Source organism: Exiguobacterium sp. UBA6282, from assembly GCF_002440475.1.
Classification (GTDB): domain Bacteria; phylum Bacillota; class Bacilli; order Exiguobacteriales; family Exiguobacteriaceae; genus Exiguobacterium_A.
Genome location: NZ_DJUM01000011.1, coordinates 36,079 through 57,786 on the forward strand (window position 1 = coordinate 36,079; position 21,708 = coordinate 57,786).

Here is a 21,708-nt window from a genome sequence, read left to right on the forward strand (position 1 = left end):
CAATTATACGAGTTGCGCTTGATATGCTTCCAGTTCTGCATCCGTCATCGAAACAAAATGACCTGGTTCGATTTCACGAAGTGGTGGAATGCTTGAATCTTCATCTGATTTACCAACAGGTCCACTCGTCGGACGATCATAAACGATCCGCTTACGTGTACGCTCGTGCTCTGGATCCGGAAGAGGAATCGCAGACAAGAGCGATTTCGTATAAGCATGGACCGGATTCTCATATAAGCGATCCGCACTACATAGTTCAACGAGGTGACCTTGGTACATAACACCGATACGATCCGAGATATATTTTACCATCGATAAGTCGTGGGCGATGAACAAGTAAGTCAAACTACGGTCACGCTGCAGTTTTTTCATCAAGTTGACGACCTGCGCTTGAATCGATACGTCAAGTGCCGAGATTGGCTCATCCGCGATGATGAAGTCCGGTTCTACAGCAAGCGCACGCGCGATTCCAATCCGTTGACGCTGACCACCCGAGAACTCGTGTGGGTAACGGCTCGCATGTTCTTTCGTCAAACCAACTGTTTCGAGTAAATCGTACACACGGTTATTCCGCTCGTCTTTCGACTTTGCTAGACCATGAATATCAATTCCCTCAGCGATGATATCACCGACTGTCATCCGTGGGTTAAGTGACGCATAAGGGTCTTGGAAAATCATTTGCATCGCACGGTTGAACTTCAGTTTATCTTTACGCGACTTTTTACCATGAACGTTTTCACCTTTGAACATGACTTCGCCGTCTGTCGCCTCATACAATCCGATGATTGAGCGACCAGTCGTTGATTTACCACAACCCGATTCACCTACAAGACCAAGTACTTCGCCTTCATAGATATCGAATGATAAACCATCAACCGCTTTAACGACACGTCCGCGTCCAATGTTGAAGTGTTGCTTCAAGTTTTTTACTTCAAGTAATTTATTACGGTTTTCCATTATTTCAGACCGCCTTTCAGAAGCGATTTCGCGAATACGCTATCTGGGCGGTATTTCAACGCCAGATCCCGAATTGCAAGTGGTGGCTCAACATACGGTGCTTGTGGGTGGAGCAACCATGTCGCCGCTTCGTGAGTATCTGTAATTTTGAAGAAAGGAGGTTCTTTTTCAAAATCAATCTTCATTGCATATTTATTTCGTGGTGCAAACGCGTCACCGACTGGTGGATGAAGTAAGTTAGGTGGTGTTCCTGGAATCGCCGGTAAATCTTGTGAACGGTCATCCGATGGACGTGGCATTGAACCAAGGAGTCCCCAAGTATATGGATGACGTGGCTCGTAGAAAATCTCATCGACTGTACCCTTCTCAATTAATTTACCTGCATACATGACCGCTACACGATCGGCCATGTTCGCTACGACGCCTAAATCGTGCGTGATGAAGATGATCGCTGTACCCGTTTTTTGTTGAATGTCTTTCAACAACTCGAGGATTTGCGCTTGAATCGTAACATCGAGTGCTGTCGTCGGCTCATCGGCAATCAAGACTTTCGGATTACAAGCAAGTGCGATTGCGATGACGATCCGTTGACGCATCCCACCAGACAATTGGTGTGGATATTGTTTCAGACGTGCTTCTGGGTTTGGAATCCCTACAAGCGTCAGTAATTCAAGCGTACGTTTTTTAGCAGCATCACCTGTCAATCCTTGGTGACGTTTTAAACCTTCGGCAATCTGTTTGTAGATCGTCATTGTCGGGTTAAGTGATGTCATTGGATCTTGGAAGATCATTGCGATATCACGACCGCGTACTTTTTGCATTTCTTTATCGGAAAGCTTAACCAAATCGCGACCTTCGAATAAGATCTCACCTTTTGTGATTTCACCTGGCGGATTTGGAATCAGACGCATGATGGCTTTTGAAGTAACCGATTTACCAGAACCGGACTCACCAACGATTGCGAGTGTTTCACCTTTTTTTAAATCGAACGATACTCCGCGGACGGCTTGAACCGTCCCGGCGTACGTATGGAAAGCGACATTCAGGTCGCGGACTGACAAGATTGTTTCCATTTTGGATGAGCTCCTCTCTAATCTAATATTTGTTAGCGACGTAGACGTGGATCGAACGCATCACGTAATCCATCTGCCAACATGTTGAAGCTGATCATGAGGAGTACGAGCACTGTCGATGGAACGACGAGCAAGAAAGGAAACGTCTTAAGTTCTTTGTACCCTTCATTGATCAGTGTACCAAGCGACGGTTGCGGTGGTGCAAGCCCAAGACCGATGAAGCTTAGGAAAGCTTCGAAGAAGATTGCCCCAGGAATCGTGAACATGAGCGAGATGATGATTGTACCCAAGGTATTTGGAATCAAATGTTTGAAGACTAAACGTGCGCTAGAAGCACCAAGTGTACGTGCTGCGAGAACGAATTCTTGGTTCTTTAGTTTCAGGATCTGACCACGAACGAGTCGACTCATCCCGATCCAACCAGTAATCGTCATCGCGAGGATGATCGTCGTGATTCCTGGTTCAAGAATCAAGATGAAGAGGATGATCAGGATTAAGTTCGGTACCCCTGTCAGGATTTCCGCGATCCGTTGCATGATATTATCGACGCGACCGCCGTAATAAGCTGAAATACCACCGTATGTGACACCGACGAGAACGTCAATAAGCGCTGCCATCAAACCGATGAAGAGTGAAATTTTAGTCCCTTCCCAGACACGTGACCAAAGATCACGACCAAGGTGGTCCGTACCAAACCAATAATTTTCTTTTACTTGTTTTTGTTTATAAAAATCGATTGGTGTCTCACCAAGTGTTGCCATACCATCAAAGCCAGCCCACTCTAATCCTGTTACTTTAGGTGGAAGTTTAGCTTGAGTGATTGTTTGGGTATAAGCATCTTTACCAGAGATTGCAGGACCCGCTAATGACATGATGGCAATCACGATGATCAAGACAAGAGAAATGATCGCTGCTTTGTTTTTACGCAAGCGCATCCAAGCATCCTGCCAAAAGTTTAAGCTTTTACCGGCAATTCGTTCACCGGCTTGTTCATTGAACTCAACTTGTTGAAACAATGATGAATCGAACTGTTCCGCTTTTGCATTTGAATTTTGTTCAGCCATTATTTACTACCCCCCAAACGAATCCGTGGATCAACGACACCGTATAGCAAGTCGACGATTAAAATCATGAGAATGAAGATTGCCGAGAAGAACAGCGTCGTACCCATGATAACTGTATAGTCATTTTGTGTGATTGACGATACGAACAACTCACCAAGCCCAGGTACAGCAAAGATTTTTTCGATGACAAATGTACCTGTGATCAATGCAGCAGTCATAGGTCCAAGAATCGTAATAGCAGGAATCAATGCATTCCGAACCATGTGTTTCCAAGTGATTGATTGACCATCTAGGCCTTTTGCTTTAGCTAACGTGACGTAATCCTGACCTGTAACCTCAAGCATTTCCGTCCTTACGAATCGGGCAATCGAGGCGGTGACCCCAAGAGACAACGAAATCGTTGGTAGAATCGTATGCGCCGGACTTTCCCAGAACGCTACTGGCAAAGCGCCCCATTTCACGCCGACATAATACTGAAGGAGTGAGGCGAATACGAAAGATGGTACTGAAATCCCGAGAACCGAGATGAACATTGCTCCGTAGTCGACAACTGTGTTGTGACGAAGTGCAGCAACTACACCAAGTACGAGACCTAAGAGTACACCAAGTACGAGTGCTTGAACTCCAAGTTGAGCCGATGGTCCAATTCGTTCAGAAATTAAATCTGTAACTGGACGGCTGTCATATTTGAACGATACACCAAGGTCTCCTTGGAATAAGTTAACCATGTACGCTGCATAGCGTTGTGGTAGTGGATCATTCAAATTGTACTTATCCCGAAGGATATTCAACTGTTCAGGAGAAAGTTTCTCCTGGTTCTGGAATGGTGAACCTGGTAGCAGATCCATCAGGAAGAAAGTGAACGAAGCGATGAGTAAAAACGTCAATACGCCGTAAACCAGGCGTTGAGCTAAATAACGGCCCATAAGATGGCACCCCCTATAAAGATTTTCTGTTTTTTTCGAAACATCAATAAAATCAGTATGACCCACAATTGTCGGAACATTCAAGAATTTTGTTATAAAAATTTAAAATTCTTTTTAATTGTGCTTTGATTCGATGTTCGATCAGACGCTTTTTTAACGTCGTCCAATAGTCAGAATTTTTCGTTTGATTCCATTATACTTTGCTAACAAAGTAATTAGAACCACTTTTTTACGAAAATTTCACATTTCCGCTAAAAATGAGTTTCCGTTCATTCAAAGTAGTATAAAACAGGAGCGCACCCGAACTGACTTAGGGACGCTCCCGTTCTCGATTACTTCACATCAACATATTTGTATTGGAAATCTGCTCCGAACAATTGACGGTTGAAATCTTTGACCGTCGGACGGCTCAAGTATGCAGAACCCGCTTGATAGATTGGTGCGATGGCTTGATCTTTTTCAATCAATTGCGCCTCAGCTTGTTTGAACAAATCTAAACGCTTCGTCAAGTCTGACTCATCGTTTGCCGCGTTTAATAATTTATCATACGCAGCTGATTTGTACTTCACGTCATTTTGGCTGTTCGTTGATTCGAAGATGGACAGGTTAGACATTGGATCTTGATAATCTGGACCCCAAACTGAGTAAGAAACTTGGTAGTCGCCTTTTGTTTCAAGATCGAGTTTATTCTTGAACGGCTGTTGTTTGATCGAAACAGTGACATTCGGAAGATTCTTCTCGAGTTGACCTTTCATGTACTCACCGATTTTCTTAGCGTCTTCGTTATCAAACGAAAGCAATTCAATCGTCGTTTTCTTATCGCCATTTGCTTTTTTCCAAAGATCTGCTGCTTCTTTCGCGTCACGATCGAACCAGTTGATGTCGCTCGTGTAGTCTTTGCCTGATGCATCTTTAACGAAATCTTTTGGAATGAAGCTTGTTGTCGGAATCGAACCGTTCGCAAGAAGCGTATCCGTGATTCCTTTTGGATCAATCGCACGAGCGATTGCTTTACGTGCATTTACATCTTTCATCGTTGCATCTTCGTTATTGAATTTCAAGTAAGCGATCGAAGAACGAAGCGCTGTCTTGAATTCAGGTTTCGATTTGTATGCTTCAACTTGCTCCGAAGTCAGACCTGCGTAATCGATTTCGTTTGAATCATACAGGTTTGCGACTGTCGAATTATCCTTAACGACACTGATCGTGACTTCGTCGAGTTTGACGGCATCTTTATCCCAGTAGTTATCGTTTTTCTTCAGGACACGTTTTGAATCCGTTTTCCAAGTTTCCCAAACAAAAGGACCGTTATAAAGCAATTTATCTGGTTTGAGCGAGAAGTCTTTCTCGTTTTTCTTGTAGAAGTCTTCACTGATTGGTGTATACGTACCGAACGATGTCAGTGAGAGGAAATACGGAGCTGGACGCTCGAGTTTTACTTCTAACGTTTTATCATCGATTGCTTTAACGCCGAGTTCATCAACAGGCTTTTTACCTTGTGTGACATCAGAGCCGTTTTTTAACGTGTCAAAGATGTATGAGTAACTAGAACCAGTTTTCGGATCAGCAGCACGTTTCCATGCAAATTCGAAATCCTGTGCTTTGACCGGTGAACCATCAGACCACTTCGAATCACGAAGCGTGAACGTATACGTCAAATTGTCGCTTGAGATATCCGTTTTTTCTGCAAGTGCTGGAATCGCTTTTCCATCTTTGTCTAAACGATAAAGACCTTCCATCGTGTTCCCGATCATGTTGAAAGCGACGGAATCCGTAGCTTTCGCAGGGTCCACTGTCGTGATGTCCGAAGTGTCCGTCAAACGTAGATTTTTCTTGCCGTCTGTTGAACCTGAATCTTTGTCTCCGCCACCTGTCGAACATCCAGCAAGCACTGCGCTTCCTGCAAGCATGACTGATAAAGCGAGACCGACTGTTTTTTTCTTCATCGGTAAGTCATCTCCTTTTCAATTTCCAAGTTGCCATAATGCCTATGACATCAATAACGTCCCGTCGAAACTGCAATGTATTCCCCAAAATGCATTGACCTAGTTTCAAAAACTTAAACGAAGTGATAAATTGATTTTATGTGAGAATAGCATTAACGTCAAGTGAATAGTCACACTATTTGCTATTTTGCATCATTCGTTTGTTACCGATTCGTAACAGCATTAAAAGTTTCGTATACTAAGAATATCTATGTACGTAAAGGGGGATTTTCATGCGATCGACGTATTTCCGACCGGTCATCATTGCGGTCGTTCTTGTTCTGCTTTACACGATTTGGGCGACTATGACGGATTCAACACACAGCATCTTGTATCATCTGTCTGGTGGTTTATTCATAGCAGGATTCTTGTTAGTTGCAGTAGGATTCTTCTCGAATATGTCTGCTAACGGTTTCTTCCGTGGCATGACAGCTGGATTCAAAAAGCAGCGGGAAGCGAAGTTGCGAGAGATTGATGGCGATTATTACGAAGATGAAGACGAGGAGGAAGAAGTGCTTCGCAAAAAGCAACGCCGTGCTTCAGCACGGACGAAACCCTATGTCTCAAGCGGTATCATCTTCATCGTCGTCTCACTGATCATCTCATATTTTTAAACGAAATCAACGTGACGCTCTACCTAAGGTATGGTAAACTCAAGCTAATCAAACAAGAAAACACGACGACAAAGAGTAGTAACTTAGATCCACTCCTCTCAGAGAGTCCATGGTGCTGAAAATGGACAGGTGATGCCTAAGTGAATGGACTTTCGAGTGGCTGATTCGAAAACAAGTAGAGTCAGATGGGTTTGCCCATTACAGCAAATTGAGCGGCTATGTAAATAGCAACTTGGGTGGCAACGCGATGACTCGTCCCTTGATTTTCAAGGGGCGTTTTTTATTTTGATCTTATTATTTGGAGGGATTTCATTATGAAAACGATTTTCTCAGGTATCAAACCAACCGGAACGGTCACACTCGGAAATTACTTAGGTGCCATGAAACACTTCGTGAACTTACAGGACGGTCATGATGCATATTACTGCGTCGTCGATCTGCACTCCATCACGGTCGATATCGATCGTGTCGAACTGATGAACAATACACGCGCCCTTGCTGCTCTTTATATCGCAAGTGGTCTGAACCCAGAAAAATCAACGATTTTCGTTCAATCAGAAGTCAAAGCGCACGCGCAACTCGGCTGGATGTTGACATGTCTTTCCGGTATGGGTGAACTAGAACGTATGACGCAATATAAAGATAAATCACAAGGAAAAGAGCGGATTGGTGCAGGGTTGTTCGTCTACCCGACGCTCATGGCAGCTGATATCCTTCTCTACGACGCGGAACTCGTTCCGGTCGGTGACGATCAAAAACAACACATTGAGTTAACGCGCGATTTAGCCCAACGATTTAATAGCCGCTATTATGAGACGTTCACATTACCAGAACCGATCATTGCGGAATCAGGTGCTCGGATCATGAGTTTGACGACGCCAGATAAAAAGATGTCAAAATCTGATCAAAATCCGAAAGGCTTCATCTCGATGCTTGACGCACCAGATGTCATTCGTAAAAAAGTGAAATCAGCTGTCACAGACTCAGAAGGCATCGTAAAATTCGATCGTGAAAACAAACCAGGTGTGTCGAATTTACTTGAGATCTATTCCCTACTCGCTGGTATCTCGATTCCAGCTCTTGAAGCAAAATACGAGGGCTCGAATTATGGAACATTCAAAGCAGATGTCGCAGAAGCGATCATTGCGGAACTCGAACCGATTCAACAGCGCTATTATGAATTGATTGACTCTGAAGAACTCGATCAAATTCTCGACGCTGGACGTGATCGCGCAGAAGCAGTCGCTGCCAAAAAACTCGCGAAGATCGAAAAGGCAATGGGCTTACAACGGAAACGTGCGAAAGTAAAAAGATAATTCGTCCTCTACGCGAAAGACCGGGATGTCCCGGTCTTTTTTATATATCACAGATAAAAAACGGCTTCCGAATCAAATCGGAAACCGTTTTTTATTTTGCTTATTTTCCTTCGATTGAAGCCCATTTGTATGAGAAGTCTGCGCCGAAGTTATGCTCGACGACTCCTTTAACGTATGGTTTAACGAGGAATGCACGTCCACGCTGATAAACAGGTGAGATCGCTGCTGAATCAAGAAGGATTTTCTCAGCTTCTTGTAGTTCAGACCAACGTTTTGTTGCATCTGTTTGAGTTTGTGCATCTTTGATGAGTTTATCGTACTCTTTATCCGACCATTTACCACGGTTGTATGGTCCGCCCGTGACGAAGAGATCGAGGAACGTCATTGGATCTTGGTAGTCAGGACCCCAGCCAGCGAATGAGAACTGGAAGTCACCTTTGTTTTCAAGATCAAGTTTGTTTTTGAATGGTTGTTGTTTGATCGTAACCTTCATACCTGGAAGGTTTTTCTCAAGTTCCCCTTTCAAGAACTCACCGATTTTCTTAGCATCGTCGCTATCGTAGTTCAAGAGCTCAAGATCAACCGATTTTTGACCGATTTCTTTGAGACCCTCTTCCCAGAGTTTTTTCGCTTCATCGGCATTGTATTCGTTGAATGCCGGATACTTGTCGCGGAAATCTTTTCCGTCAGCATCTTTTGCGAAATCTTTTGGTACGAGGTAGTTCGCTGGAAGTGATCCGTTTGCAAGGATGACATCCGTGATTCCTTTTTTGTTGTAACCCATGTCGATTGCGCGACGGATTTTTTCATTATCAAGCGCTTTCACCTTTGTGTTGAGGTAAAGGTAGAAAATCGTTGATTCACCTTTTGTTTTGAACTCTTTATTGTCTTTGTACTGGGCAACGAACTCAGAAGTTAGACCTGTACGGTCGATGTCGCCTTTTTCATACAAGTTAACGCCTGTCGCAACTTCTTTAACGACCTTAACGTTGATCGTTTTGAGTTTAACGGCATCTTTATCCCAGTAGTTATCGTTTTTAACCATTTTCCAGCCTTGCTCACGTGTCCAATCTGTTAACTTGAATGGTCCGTTGTACAGCGATTTATCTGCAGTCGAACCGAAGTCTTTCCCGATTTTCTTCGAGAGTTCTTCTGATTTCGGCATGAATGGTCCGAATCCAGTGAGTCCGAGGAAGTAATCTGCAGGGGCTTTTAATTTAACTTCAAACGTTTTGTCGTCAACCGCTTTAACGCCGACAGCATCACGATCACCTTTCTTCGTGTTGTACTCTTCTGCACCTTCGATATTGTAGAAGACATATGCATACTGTGAAGCGTTCTCCGGGTTGAGAACTTCTTTCCATGCATATTCAAAGTCTTTTGCCGTGATTGGTGTACCATCAGACCATTTCGCATCACGTAATTTGAACGTGTATGTTAATTTGTCATCTGAAACCGTGTGGCTTTCAGCGATACCTGGTGTCGGCTGCTGCTTGTCATCAAGACGGTAAAGACCTTCCATCGTGTTGTTCAACACGTTGAAAGACACTGCATCTGTTGAAGTCGTCGGGTTGAGTGTCGGGATATCCGAACCTTCGATCAAATTAAGTGTTTGATCGTTTGATTTTTTGCTTGAACCTGTGTCGCCCGATTTGTCGCCTGAATCCGTTGTCGAACAAGCTGCGAGGAACGCACTTGATACGAGTGCTACCGATGTAGCTAAAGCAAAGCTTTTCTTCTTCATGTTACGATGACCCCCCTAGGTTTCTAAAAAAATGATACTGTCAGGTTTTTGACCGAAAAAAAAAGAATTACTATATTCGAATCAAACCCTTCGTTACAAATAGTTTACAATGTTCTGATAATTTTGCAAACCTTTTATCCGATTTTTCTAAATATTTTTTCAAAAAAGACTGGGACCTTAAGAAATAATGGTCCCAGTTAAGTGATTATTTTAAAATTTTCATCGAGCGGAGTAGGTATTCCGGTCCATAAATCGGTACTTCAATTCCTTGAATCGTATCAGAAACATATAATTTCTCAGTCGTCTGATACAAAGGAACGACGACAGCATCCTGATGGATTAACCGTTCTTCGGCTCGATGATAGAGTGCTTGTTTTCGTTTTATCTCTTTTTCTTTTCTTGCTTTTTCAACTGTCTGGTCGTATACCTTGGATTGATAATTCACCGAATTTAAAGGATTATCTGAGACGAACTGATTTAAATAGGCTAGCGGTCCTGGATAATCTGGCATCCATCCAGTCAAAGTCATCGCATATCGTGATGATTGTTCTTTGTCGATTTTCTCTTCAATCGCGACTGGCTTAAGAATGATATCAATCTCAGGTATTTGTTTCTCAAGATAGGTTTCGAGTTGTTCCCCAATCCGTTTTGCTTGTGGATCATCAAAATTAAGCATCTCAATTTGTTGTTTACTATGTTCTTGTGATTTTTCAGGTTTCTCTTGAACGGATTCTGACATCAATACGTTCGTATCCGTGACGACGAATCGATTCGTCGGAATACCTGCATATCCTAAAGGAAGTTGAACCGATTCTTTTTCCATCAAGGCGTGAGCAATCCGCTTTCTGAGTGTCGTATCGCGGAACGTGTCATTTTTTTGATTAAAGGCGATATAAAAGACACCACTCCGCTTTTTTTGATAGGTCGGTCGTGAAACCTGATCACCTTGTGTTTCGACACTTTCTTGTAATGGAAGGATAGCCGCCTTGCTTTTCTCATACGAACTCCATTGCGTCTGATGATCGGGAGTGATACGGCTTTCTATTTTCGCTACTGTGACAACGTTTTGCTGATGATACTGATCATTTTTCTTAAGCGTATATCCGCTTTTCGACATTTTTTCTAGTGTAAATGCACCATTTCCAACAAGTTCTTCCCACTTCTTTGATTCCGGTTGTGGATAGAAGACGGACATCGCAAGTAATTCCTTTAGATTCGAAACCGGCTGATTCAACGTGATGATGAGTTGATTGCGTCCTTTGGCTTTGACTCCTAAACGCTCTGGTTTCATTTTTCCATCATTGACGGCGCGTCCATTTTTAAATACTTCGAACAAGAAACCATACGGTGAATTGGTTTGATTAGCAGCGATACGCCGAAAACTATCGACGAATTGCTGCGCCGTAATCGGCTGACCATTGGCATCCTTCGTTTCTTTGAGTTGAATCGTATACGTCAATCGATCTTTCGAGACTGACATATCCTGCGCTAAACCTCGACGGACCGATGTTCCGGAAGTAAAGACATATAATCCTTCATACAATTGCGCTAAAAGTGTCTGTGAACGACTATCTGTCGCCAGCGCAATATCTGACGTTTTCGGAAGCGATGATTCAATCAGTTCGACTTTTGCTGTTTTTGTTTCGTTACTTGTTTTAGTTTCTTGAGACGACGACAGACGATATATGAGCATGCCACTAAGTGCAATCAGTAAAAATAGGAGCAGTGCCATGATCGATGTCTTTTTTGTGATGTTAGCCATAAACGACTCCTTTCTGCGTCAAACACGCATTTCTCTATTGAATCAGAATTTCATCAAAAAAGCGACCCCCTTGATGTTTCAAGGGAGTCGCTTGAGCTTAAGCTTCATACCGTTTGAAGACGAGTGATGCGTTGTGTCCACCGAACCCAAGCGAGTTGCTGAGCGCATAAGTCATTTCGACGTGACGTGAACCTTCTGTCACGTAGTCGAGATCACAGCCTTCACTCGGCTGTTTCAGATGGATCGTCGGGTGAACTGTTTGTTCTTGTAACGATTTAATTGTTGCAATCGCCTCGACACCACCTGCTCCACCAAGTAAGTGACCGATCATCGATTTCGTTGAGTTGACGACGAGTTGTTTCGCTTGTTCACCAAAGACACTGTGAATCGCTTTTGTTTCAAGAATGTCGTTCATCGGTGTGCTCGTTCCATGAGCATTGATGTATCCGACTGCCTCCGGAGTGATGCCCGCATCTTGAATCGCCATCGCCATCGCGCGTGCTCCACCGTCTCCGTCTGGATCCGGAGCTGTGATGTGATACGCATCAGCTGTTAATCCATACCCACTGACCTCTGCATAGATTTTTGCACCACGTGCTACCGCATGCTCGTATTCCTCAAGAATCAGGATACCTGCGCCTTCTCCCATGACGAATCCGTCACGTCCTTCATCAAATGGACGACTTGCCGTTTCAGGATCGTGATTCGTCGACATCGCTTTGTTGGCACAAAAACCAGCAAATGCTAAGTTCGTGATCGGTGCTTCCGCTCCACCAGCGATCATGACATCCGCATCGCCACGTTCGATGACACGCAGTGCTTCTCCGATGGCATTCGTTCCTGAAGCACATGCAGTGACGGAACAGTTATTTGGTCCCTTAGCTCCAGTATAAATCGATACCTGACCGCTTGCCATATTCGGGATCATCATTGGAATGAAGAATGGGCTGACACGACGGTGTCCACGTTCAAAGTAGATTTTCGCTTGTTTCTCGATCGTCTCAACGCCACCGATTCCAGATCCGATCCAGACCCCAGCACGTTCTGCAATTTCTTTAATGTCGATTCCAGCATCTTTTACAGCTTCCAGGCTTGCGACAAGTGAATAATGAACGAAGCGATCCATTTTCCGTGCTTCTTTCGCCTCAATGAATTCTGTGACATCGAAGTTCTGTAATTCGCCCGTAACCTTCGTTGGATACTCATCGATATCGAGACGCTCCATCGGACGAATTCCGTTCGTTCCTTCTTTTAATGCATCCCAGAATGTATTCGCATCATTCCCGATTGGTGTCAATGCCCCGATTCCTGTGACTACAACGCGTTTTCTCATCATCTTATGTGTTCTCTCCTTTAGTCCAAGTAATATATGCTGCTCCCCAAGTCAATCCGGCACCGAAGCCAGCAAGTACAAGTTTCGTACCTAGTGTCAGACGACCTTGCTTACGTGCTTCTTCGAGTGCGAGTGGAATCGAAGCAGCAGATGTATTCGCATGCTCATCGATCGTAACGATGACCTTTTCTTGCGGAATATGCAGTCGTTCACACGCTGCATCGATGATGCGTAGGTTCGCCTGATGCGGAATCAAGATATCGACATCTTCAAGCGTGCTGTCTGCTTTTTGAATGACCTTCTCAACGATTTCCGGTAATTTACGAACGGCGAACTTAAAGACTTCGCGACCGTTCATCTCGATTGGTCCATCGATATCCTTAAACAACAGATGGGCTCCACGTCCGTCTGTTCCGAGTTCAAAAGCATTTAATCCCTCTTGCTCAGTTTGTCCGATGACGACCGCTCCTGCACCATCTCCGAATAAAATCGCTGTCGACCGGTCTGACCAGTCAACGATACTCGACATTTTTTCAGCACCGATGACAAGTGCATGTTTTCCTTCGACTGTTGCTAACATGCTTGCAGCTGTTTGTAATGCGAAGATGAATCCACTACAGGCCGCACTGATATCAAAAGCGGTCGCCCCTCGTGCTCCCAGGCGCTCTTGAACGATACAGGCTGTAGAAGGGAACGCACGTCCTGTTGCCGTTCCGACAACGATCAAGCCGATGTCCTCTACTGTCAATCCAGCATCATCGAGTGCCTTCTGAGCCGCTTCTGTCGCTAAGTCTGTTACATCCACATCATCGGCTGCAATTCGTCGTGCCCCGATTCCTGTTCGTGTCCGAATCCATTCATCACTTGTGTCGAGCGTCGTTGCTAGCTCATCATTCGTTACGCGACGTGATGGCAAAGACGTTCCTAATCCTACAATCCCGATCTTCATAAGGCATCCCCTTTTGTTATTAGTATCTGGTACTAATATAAAGCGTTAATTTGCTTTTGTCAAAGAAAAAAGGAAGAGCAAGGTCTCCCGTGCCCTTCCTTCTACCTCATTCTGCTAACGTCCGAACGACTTCCATGACCATTTTAGCGGAATTGATTGACGCAATCTCGAGGAATTCATCAAACGAGAGTGACGCTTCTTCATTAGCGCTATCTGAAATCGAACGTGTCACGACGAACGGAACACCAAACTGATGACAGACTTGTGCGATTGGCGCAGCTTCCATCTCGACGGCTGCGACTTCTGGGAAGTGCGCCTTGATTTGAGCAGAACGCTCTGAATCATGGATGAATGAGTCGCCTGTCGCGATCAATCCATGAACGACACGAATTGCATCCATGCGCTCGATGACAGCTTCTGCTGTTGCTACGAGCTTTGGATCTGCTTGGTAGGCAGCTGGCATTCCAGGTACCTGACCATATTCGTAACCAAACGCTGTCACGTCTACGTCATGGTGACGTACTTCTGTTGAGACGACGACATCCCCAACCGTTAAGCCTTCTTTAAATCCGCCTGCTGAGCCGGTATTGATGACAGCAGTTGGTTTGTAGTGGTCAAGCAATAATGTCGTACCGATCGCAGCGTTCACTTTCCCGATTCCTGACTTCAAAATGACGACAGGAACGCTATTCAAGAGTCCTTCATAAAAATGATAGTTTGCAATGACTGTATCTTTACGTTCTGACAACTCGTTGCGCAATAAGTTGACTTCCTCTTCCATTGCGCCGATGATTGCGATTGGCATGGTCCATTCCTCCATCAAACAGAAAGCCGGATTGCTCCGGCTCCTGTGTTCTTTATTTGATCGATGTAATTTTTACTGCGTATTCGCCGCCTGGTGCTGGTACAGAGACTTGATCTCCGACTTGGTGCCCCATTAAACTTTTTGCGATTGGTGATTCGTTCGAAATTTTACCCGTGAACGGATCTGCTTCGGCACTACCAACGATCGTATACGTATCTTCTTCGTTGTCTTCGACACTCAAGAAAGTGACTGTCGTTCCGATACCGACGACTGAGATATCCTTCTCTTCTTCCGAGATGATGGCAACGTTGCGAAGCATCTCTTCCAGTTGAGCAATCCGGCCTTCGACCATTGCTTGCTCTTCTTTTGCTGAATCATACTCTGCGTTCTCTGAAAGGTCACCGAACGAACGGGCAATCTTGATGTTCTCGACGACTTCTTTCCGGCGGACTGACTTCAATTCATTCAATTCATTTTCAATGTTCGCTTTACCTTCAAGCGTCATGTAGTATTGCTTTTCTGCCATTTTTGTCACGCTCCTTTTTATTCCACTAGTATAGTATATTCACATCTTTTTTGGAATCAATATCCTCTTTGATCAAGTGCCGAACGATAATCAAGGATCGCTCGGATTTTCGTTACGAGTAAATCGATTGCCACGTGGTTTTCGCCGCCCTCTGGTACGATGATATCCGCATAACGTTTTGTCGGTTCACAGAACTGCAGATGCATCGGACGGACGACATTCGTGTACTGCTCAACGACAGAATCAATTGAACGCCCACGTTCGTTGATATCACGTTGCATCCGACGAAGAATGCGAACGTCCGCATCCGTATCGACGAACACCTTAATATCCATTAGTTCCCGTAACCGTTCGTCTTCAAGCGCTAAAATTCCTTCTACGATGATGACATCACGTGGTTCGAGACGAATCGTTTCTTGAGCACGTGTATGTGCGACATAATCATATACCGGTTTTTCAACGGCAATGTTTTCGCGGAGCGCTTGAATGTGTTCGATCAAAAGACCATTATCGAAAGCAAATGGATGATCATAGTTTGTCTGATATCGCTCTTCCATTGATAATTCACTTTGGTCTTTATAGTATGCGTCCTGTTCAATCATTACGATTGATTCGCTTGGGAACGCATCGACAAGTGAACGTGCCACCGTCGTCTTCCCTGAACCCGTTCCGCCCGCTACGCCTATTACTACCGGTTTTTGCATGTCATTCGTTCCTCCATCATTTCGACTTTTTCCGACTGACGGATACACCGTCACCGAGCGGAAAAATCGTCGTATCATATTGTTCTTGTTCCATCATCCAGACCGTGAATTCTTTGACGAGACGCACGAGCCGACGTCTTCTTCGATCGAACGTCTTCGGGTCAGGCTCAAGGACATCTCCGTGTAAGAAGAGATTGTCCGTATAAAGCACGCCACCCTCTGGAATGAGTCGCCCATATCCCGCAAAGAATTTTTTATACTGTCCTTTAGCTGCATCGATGAAGACTGCATCAAACTGGTCTTCAAGCGTTTCGGCTAATTCTACTGCATCACCAAAAATGATGTCAATCCGATCCGCCACATCTGACCGGGCGATGAAGGTTTTTGCTTCTTCATACCGCTTTGCATTCCGTTCGATTGTCGTAATACGCGCATCCGGTAACGCACGTGCCATCCGGATCGCACTATAGCCAATTGCTGTTCCGACTTCTAGAATACGCTTCGGTTGCTGTAATCGCAGGAGCGACAACAAGACTTCGGAACCGGTCAACTCGATGATCGGTATATGATGTTCTTCCGCATAACGCTCCATTTCTTCTAGTAGGGCATCACGAGGATGAATCATCGATTCGACATAGGTCGTGAAATCCTTCACGCCATTCACTCCCTCTTCCGCATAAACAGGTTGACTTGAAGCGTCATTTCCGCTTCAACCCAACCCGTTGCTCATTGCTCTTTACTCGCTTCGTATTCCACCCATTCCGGTTTATACTTAACGACGTTTCGTTGATGTTCTTCATATGTCTCTTCGTAAAGAATCTGTCCTCGTGGATGTGTATCACTTGGTGGACGGGCGAAGAAATAGACATATTTTGTTTTATTCGGGTTCAAGACAGCTAATACGGAATCCTTACTGACCGTTGAAATCGGACCAATCGGAATTCCTTCGTACTTATACGTATTGTACTTTGAGTTATTCTCAAGATCCTTCAGCGTCGTCAATGCCGTATTCTCGCCAGTGCCATACCAAACCGTCGGGTCCGACTGCAGTTTCATGCCATCATCTAAACGGTTTTTGAAGACGCCTGCGATTTCACGACGATCCTTCGGTGTCGCGGCTTCACGCTCGACCATTGAACCGAGACTGAGCACTTCATGGAAGGTCATGCCTGACTTTCGAATGGCATCCTCATTTTCATCGTAGACTTTTTCTGTCTCGTCGAGCATCGTCTCGACGATTTGATCAATGCTTTTTCCTTTATCGAACTCATACGTTGCTGGGAAGAGATATCCTTCAAGTGCATACAAGACGCCATTCTTCTTCACTTCATCCGTCAACATCGGATATTTTTCAATCATGGCATCGATGAACATCGTATCCGTCAATTCTTTACGAATCGTCTCTTCTTTGAACTTCGTCGCTTTCGCGATTAAATCAATTTGACGATCCATCGTGATGCCTTCAGGTAACGTGATTTTCACATCCGCTGCCTTCATGACCGTTCCCGTTTTCAATTCATTGATGATTTCATCCGGGGACATGGCTTGTGACAGGGTATATGTACCCGCCTGGAATGACGATTCATTCTTATAACGGACGTAATAACGGAAAATCGTCTCGTTTGCAATCAAATCTTTTTCCTTTAGTAAGGAAGCGATCGTACTCGTTCCTGCGCCTAAAGGAATTTCGACTTTGACGGATTTCGTCGCTGCTTCATCGACCGGTTCAAGCGCATTTTTCAAAAAGACATAGATGACCGCACTGGTAACTAGAAAAATCGTCAACAATACAGAAAGGATGATCAGCGTGATCCGGCGTGATGTCCGGCGTCGCCTTTTTTCGATTTCAGCATTTTGCTTCCATTCGTTCTCCATCGGTTCCTCCTTCTTCTCTTAAAACAAGGTGACACCGTAAGAGAAAGTCTCTTACGACGTCACCTGTCATGAGTCGGGTTAGTCTAACTGATCTTCGAGCGTGTTAAAGACTTCTTCGATTTCATCCCAAGTCGCTGTATCGTCTTCGTCGATTGGTACGAGGTTGAAGTCGTTGTCTCCATCACCGTATTCGTCGAGTTCGTAAACGAAGATATCGACTTCTTCTGCTTCGTCATAATCTGCTCCGATTGGCTCGAGGAAGATGTATGTCTTGCTCGAACGTGGGCTTTCATAACGCAGACGTTCTACGAATTCGAAATCATTTCCTTCGCCGTCCGGAATTACGTAACGTGTTGGCTCATTCTGTTGCATCAGTGATCCGCTCCTTTAACGCAAGCTCGAGTTCATCCCAAGTTTGCTCATCATTTTCATCGATCAGGCTCAATTCAAAATCATCTTCGCCTTCTCCATATTCATCGATCTCGCAGATGATTAGATCATCCGCTCCTTCGTCAGGGTTACCGATCATTTCAAGAAATAGATAGGTTTTTCCTGTACGTTCACTTGAGTAACGGTACCATTCTTCGAAAAGATGTTCGCCGCCCTCTTCATCTGGAAAGAGATACTGACGTTTTTCTTCAGCCATCGGTTTCTCCCCCTTCATCGATTCGCCCGATCCAAATACGATTGCAGGATCATGACGGCAGCCATCTTATCGATGACTTGTTTTCGTTTCTTGCGGCTGACATCTGCATCGATCAGCATCCGTTCTGCTTGCATCGTCGTCAACCGTTCATCCATGAAGACGACTTCAAGCCCAGTATGCTGTTCGATTTCCTTCGCAAAGGCTTCACTCGCCTCCGCACGGGGACCGATGGAACCGTTCATGTTTTTCGGAAGACCAATGACTAGGATTTCGACATTGTATGTCTCCATGATGACATCGAGCCGTTTGAAGGCTTCTGGGTAATCCGGTTCCGTCCACTTGACCGTCTCGACACCTTGCGCCGTCCAGCCCATCAAGTCACTGACCGCTACCCCGATCGTCTTCGAACCGACGTCTAGTCCCATTGCACGTTTCATTTTGAATTTCCACTCTCCGCCAAATAAGATTTCACGAGTTCTTCGAGCAATTCGTCACGTTCAATCTTACGAATTAAGTTACGTGCGTCATTATGACGAGGAATGTAAGCAGGATCTCCAGATAGGAGATAGCCGACGATTTGGTTGATCGGATGATATCCTTTTTCTTCTAAAGCATGATAGACCGTCAACAACACATCCCGTGTCGCTGCTTTGTTATCGTCTTCTGGAAAGTTGAATTTCATCGTTTGATCCATCTGACTCACGTTCATCACCTCTTTCATATACACTACGTTTCTATTATGCCAGTGATTGCACGTATTGTGAAGCGTACGCGAGTGCTTCTTCTAATTTCGACGCATCTTTCCCACCAGCTTGAGCCATGTCAGGGCGACCGCCACCGCCACCACCGCAGCGTGTTGCGACTTCCTTGATCAATTTACCAGCATGATAGCCTTGGTCGATTAAATCTTTTGAAACGCTTGCGACGAGATTGACTTTTTCACCTTGCGCACTACCGAGAACAATGATTGCTGATCCGAGTGAGCTCTTCAACTCATCCATCATACCGCGAAGGGCATCCATATCTGAGACGTCGACACGTTTCGCAAGCACACGTACGCCGTTGATTTCCTCAACATCGTCTTTTAGTGAAGCAGCTTCGATGTTCGCAAGTTTTGCTTGCAACGATTCGTTCGCCCGTTCCGTCTCACGAAGTTGTTGTTGCAGTGCTTCGATACGGACCGGAACTTCCGTCGTTTTCGTTTTCAAGACAGCTGCTGCTTGTTCGAGTGTTTCCAAGTGTTGATTCATCACACGATACGCGCCTGCACCCGTTACGGCTTCGATCCGGCGTGTACCTGCACCGATCCCAGACTCGGAGACTATCTTGAACAGACCGATCTCTGCAGTGTTTCCGACGTGGATTCCGCCACACAATTCAATCGAATAAGTTCCCGCTGAGACGACACGAACCGTTTCACCGTACTTCTCACCGAACAATGCCATCGCGCCTTTTGCTTTTGCATCAGCGATGTTCATCTCTTCGATATCAACCGGTAATGATGCCCAGATCGCTTGGTTGACGTCTTGTTCGATTTTTGTCAACTCTTCTTGTGTCACTGCACCGAAGTGTGAGAAGTCGAAGCGGAGACGTTCTGGAGAAACAAGTGATCCCGCTTGGTTGACGTGTGTTCCGAGCGTGTCTTTCAATGCTTTATGAAGCAAGTGTGTTGCTGTATGGTTTTTCGTGACGGCTTTACGTTCTGCTGCTTCGACGTTTGCAACGACATTCGCCGCTTCCGTTGCGATTCCTGTACGGACGATGACCGTATGCAAGTTTTGACCGTTTGGTGCCTTTTGAACATCTTTGACATCAAGAACGAAGTCTTTGCCTTCGATTGTTCCTGTATCCGCGACTTCACCACCACTTTCAGCATAGAACGGTGTGATGTCGAGAATGACTTGTGCTTCTTCACCAGCAGCGACTTCTGTGACTCGTTCTCCATCATGCAACAATGCGATGATTTTCGCATCCGCCTTAAGGTCGGTATAGCCGACGAACGTACTTTTATCTTTTAGTGTCGAGAGGACTTCCGATTGTTGTTGCATCGAACCGCTCTCTTCACGTGCTGCCCGCGCACGTTGACGTTGTGCGTCCATCGCTTGTTTGAAGCCTTCTTCATCAACAGACATCTGATGATCTTCCGCATACTCAACTGTCAATTCGAGTGGGAAACCATACGTGTCATACAGACGGAACGCATCTTCGCCACTGATGACGTGCTCACCGTTTGCCTTAGACGTCTGAGCGACCGTGTTCAAGATTGCAAGACCGTCATGAAGCGTCTCATGGAAACGTTCTTCTTCGTTTTTAATGACGCGTTTGATGAAGTCCGCTTTTTCCGGAACTTGTGGGTAGAAGTCGACCATGACATTTCCAACCGTATCAACGAGTTCATACATGAACGGACGTTCGATCCCGAGCATCTTCGCATAACGAACCGCACGGCGTAGTAAACGACGAAGGACATATCCACGTCCTTCATTCGAAGGAAGAGCACCATCACCGATCGCAAATGATACAGTACGGATGTGGTCTGCGATGACTTTGAATGCTACATCAAGTTTCGAATCATCACGGTATATCTTGCCGCTGATTTCTTCTGTCTTATGAATGATCGGCATGAACAGATCCGTATCGAAGTTCGTCGGCACGTCCTGCATGACACACGCCATCCGTTCGAGTCCCATCCCAGTATCGATGTTTTTACGCGGAAGTTCCGTGTAGTTGCCGTGTCCGTCGTGGTTGTACTGACTGAAGACGATATTCCAGATCTCGAGATAGCGTTCGTTTTCGCCACCTGGATAAAGTTCTGAATCGTTCGGATCGTCTCCGAAAGCTGGACCACGATCGAAGAAGATTTCCGTATTCGGACCAGATGGACCTTCACCGATTTCCCAGAAGTTATCTTCAAGCGGAATGATCCGCTCAGCCGGTACGCCGAGTTCAAGCCAGATTTGACGCGCTGCATCATCTTCCGGATGAATCGTGACCGAAAGACGTTCTGGGTCAAGACCGTACCAGTCATCACTCGTCAAGAGTTCCCAACCCCATTTGATTGCATCTTCACGGAAGTAATCACCGACAGAGAAGTTTCCAAGCATCTCGAAGAACGTATGGTGACGCGCTGTTTTCCCGACGTTTTCGATATCGTTCGTCCGGATTGATTTTTGTGCGTTGACGATACGTGGATTATCAGGAATGACACGACCATCAAAATATTTCTTGAGTGTTGCAACACCCGAGTTGATCCACAAGAGCGATGGATCCTCGACCGGCACGAGTGAAGCACTCGGTTCGATCGCATGCCCTTTGCTTTGGAAGAAATCAAGATACATCTGACGGATTTGTGCACCCGTTAATGGTTTTAGAGCTTTCATGAACAGTTACCTCCATTGGTTTTATTTGGACGCAAAAAAGCGATGCTTT

The 21,708-nt window shown here is 45.2% G+C and carries 21 protein-coding genes and 1 other annotated feature; of the genes, 2 read left to right on the top strand and 19 right to left on the bottom strand.

What is annotated here, in order from left to right; all coding sequences use genetic code 11:
- Window positions 1–3: 3 nt before the first annotated feature.
- From B2751_RS02615 to B2751_RS02635, 5 genes are all read right to left on the bottom strand, one after another.
- Window positions 4–957: an ABC transporter ATP-binding protein gene (locus tag B2751_RS02615; RefSeq protein ID WP_035406602.1), complete on the bottom strand. Its 954-nt coding sequence runs from the start codon at window positions 955–957 to the stop codon at window positions 4–6.
- Window positions 957–2,030, bottom strand: a complete 1,074-nt coding sequence (locus B2751_RS02620; RefSeq protein ID WP_035406599.1) for an ABC transporter ATP-binding protein — start codon at window positions 2,028–2,030, stop codon at window positions 957–959. Before B2751_RS02620 ends, B2751_RS02615 begins: the two co-directional genes overlap by 1 nt.
- Window positions 2,031–2,062: 32 nt before the next feature.
- Window positions 2,063–3,094, bottom strand: a complete 1,032-nt coding sequence (gene opp3C, locus B2751_RS02625) for an oligopeptide ABC transporter permease (RefSeq protein ID WP_035406596.1) — start codon at window positions 3,092–3,094, stop codon at window positions 2,063–2,065.
- The gene (gene opp3b, locus B2751_RS02630) at window positions 3,094–4,020 is read right to left on the bottom strand and encodes an oligopeptide ABC transporter permease (RefSeq protein WP_035406592.1); all 927 of its coding nucleotides are present in this window, start codon (window positions 4,018–4,020) and stop codon (window positions 3,094–3,096) included. The genes opp3C and opp3b overlap by 1 nt, the downstream gene beginning before the upstream one ends.
- A 332-nt stretch (window positions 4,021–4,352) precedes the next feature.
- Entirely contained in the window at window positions 4,353–5,966 is a 1,614-nt protein-coding gene (locus tag B2751_RS02635; RefSeq protein WP_290772594.1) for a peptide ABC transporter substrate-binding protein, read from the bottom strand.
- Window positions 5,967–6,238: 272 nt separating this feature from the next.
- On the opposite strand from B2751_RS02635, the gene B2751_RS02640 reads away from it, so the two are divergent.
- A complete protein-coding gene (locus tag B2751_RS02640) occupies window positions 6,239–6,619 on the top strand; it encodes a DUF3899 domain-containing protein (RefSeq protein WP_290772597.1) in 381 nt (126 codons plus the stop codon).
- Window positions 6,620–6,675: 56 nt separating this feature from the next.
- Window positions 6,676–6,882: a binding site (T-box leader), on the top strand.
- 51 nt (window positions 6,883–6,933) lie between these two features.
- Entirely contained in the window at window positions 6,934–7,935 is a 1,002-nt protein-coding gene (gene trpS, locus B2751_RS02645; RefSeq protein ID WP_035406584.1) for a tryptophan--tRNA ligase, read from the top strand.
- 100 nt (window positions 7,936–8,035) lie between these two features.
- On the opposite strand, the gene B2751_RS02650 is transcribed toward trpS, so the two are convergent.
- The 14 genes from B2751_RS02650 to alaS form a co-directional block, all read right to left on the bottom strand.
- Window positions 8,036–9,679 carry a peptide ABC transporter substrate-binding protein gene (locus B2751_RS02650; RefSeq protein ID WP_035406580.1) on the bottom strand — a complete coding sequence of 548 codons (1,644 nt, stop codon included), beginning with the start codon at window positions 9,677–9,679 and terminating at the stop codon, window positions 8,036–8,038.
- Window positions 9,680–9,884: 205 nt separating this feature from the next.
- Window positions 9,885–11,441 carry a peptide ABC transporter substrate-binding protein gene (locus B2751_RS02655; protein ID WP_290772603.1) on the bottom strand — a complete coding sequence of 519 codons (1,557 nt, stop codon included), beginning with the start codon at window positions 11,439–11,441 and terminating at the stop codon, window positions 9,885–9,887.
- A gap of 97 nt (window positions 11,442–11,538) precedes the next feature.
- Window positions 11,539–12,777 (bottom strand): beta-ketoacyl-ACP synthase II, encoded by a 1,239-nt coding sequence (gene fabF / locus B2751_RS02660; RefSeq protein ID WP_035406574.1) that lies wholly within the window; start codon window positions 12,775–12,777, stop codon window positions 11,539–11,541.
- A 1-nt stretch (window position 12,778) separates the two neighbouring features.
- Window positions 12,779–13,723, bottom strand: coding sequence for a beta-ketoacyl-ACP synthase III (locus B2751_RS02665; protein ID WP_290772607.1), 945 nt, complete (start codon window positions 13,721–13,723; stop codon window positions 12,779–12,781).
- 106 nt (window positions 13,724–13,829) lie between these two features.
- On the bottom strand, window positions 13,830–14,528 hold the full coding sequence (mtnN, locus tag B2751_RS02670; RefSeq protein ID WP_029342223.1) for a 5'-methylthioadenosine/S-adenosylhomocysteine nucleosidase: 699 nt from the start codon (window positions 14,526–14,528) through the stop codon (window positions 13,830–13,832).
- Window positions 14,529–14,580: 52 nt separating this feature from the next.
- Window positions 14,581–15,054: a transcription elongation factor GreA gene (greA, locus tag B2751_RS02675; RefSeq protein ID WP_029342224.1), complete on the bottom strand. Its 474-nt coding sequence runs from the start codon at window positions 15,052–15,054 to the stop codon at window positions 14,581–14,583.
- Window positions 15,055–15,110: 56 nt separating this feature from the next.
- Window positions 15,111–15,758 carry a uridine kinase gene (gene udk, locus B2751_RS02680; RefSeq protein WP_035406565.1) on the bottom strand — a complete coding sequence of 216 codons (648 nt, stop codon included), beginning with the start codon at window positions 15,756–15,758 and terminating at the stop codon, window positions 15,111–15,113.
- 16 nt (window positions 15,759–15,774) lie between these two features.
- Window positions 15,775–16,413, bottom strand: a complete 639-nt coding sequence (locus tag B2751_RS02685; protein ID WP_081780346.1) for an O-methyltransferase — start codon at window positions 16,411–16,413, stop codon at window positions 15,775–15,777.
- Between the two features lie 71 nt (window positions 16,414–16,484).
- Window positions 16,485–17,633 carry an endolytic transglycosylase MltG gene (mltG, locus tag B2751_RS02690; protein ID WP_290772610.1) on the bottom strand — a complete coding sequence of 383 codons (1,149 nt, stop codon included), beginning with the start codon at window positions 17,631–17,633 and terminating at the stop codon, window positions 16,485–16,487.
- Between the two features lie 78 nt (window positions 17,634–17,711).
- Window positions 17,712–18,005, bottom strand: a complete 294-nt coding sequence (locus tag B2751_RS02695) for a DUF1292 domain-containing protein (protein ID WP_023468908.1) — start codon at window positions 18,003–18,005, stop codon at window positions 17,712–17,714.
- A complete protein-coding gene (locus tag B2751_RS02700; protein ID WP_023468909.1) occupies window positions 17,992–18,279 on the bottom strand; it encodes a DUF1292 domain-containing protein in 288 nt (95 codons plus the stop codon). The genes B2751_RS02695 and B2751_RS02700 overlap by 14 nt, the downstream gene beginning before the upstream one ends.
- Window positions 18,280–18,293: 14 nt before the next feature.
- Window positions 18,294–18,716: a Holliday junction resolvase RuvX gene (ruvX, locus tag B2751_RS02705; protein ID WP_056062458.1), complete on the bottom strand. Its 423-nt coding sequence runs from the start codon at window positions 18,714–18,716 to the stop codon at window positions 18,294–18,296.
- Entirely contained in the window at window positions 18,713–18,982 is a 270-nt protein-coding gene (locus B2751_RS02710; protein WP_029342229.1) for an IreB family regulatory phosphoprotein, read from the bottom strand. The genes ruvX and B2751_RS02710 overlap by 4 nt, the downstream gene beginning before the upstream one ends.
- Window positions 18,983–19,016: 34 nt before the next feature.
- Window positions 19,017–21,659 carry an alanine--tRNA ligase gene (gene alaS, locus B2751_RS02715; protein ID WP_290772614.1) on the bottom strand — a complete coding sequence of 881 codons (2,643 nt, stop codon included), beginning with the start codon at window positions 21,657–21,659 and terminating at the stop codon, window positions 19,017–19,019.
- Between the last annotated feature and the right edge of the window lie 49 nt (window positions 21,660–21,708).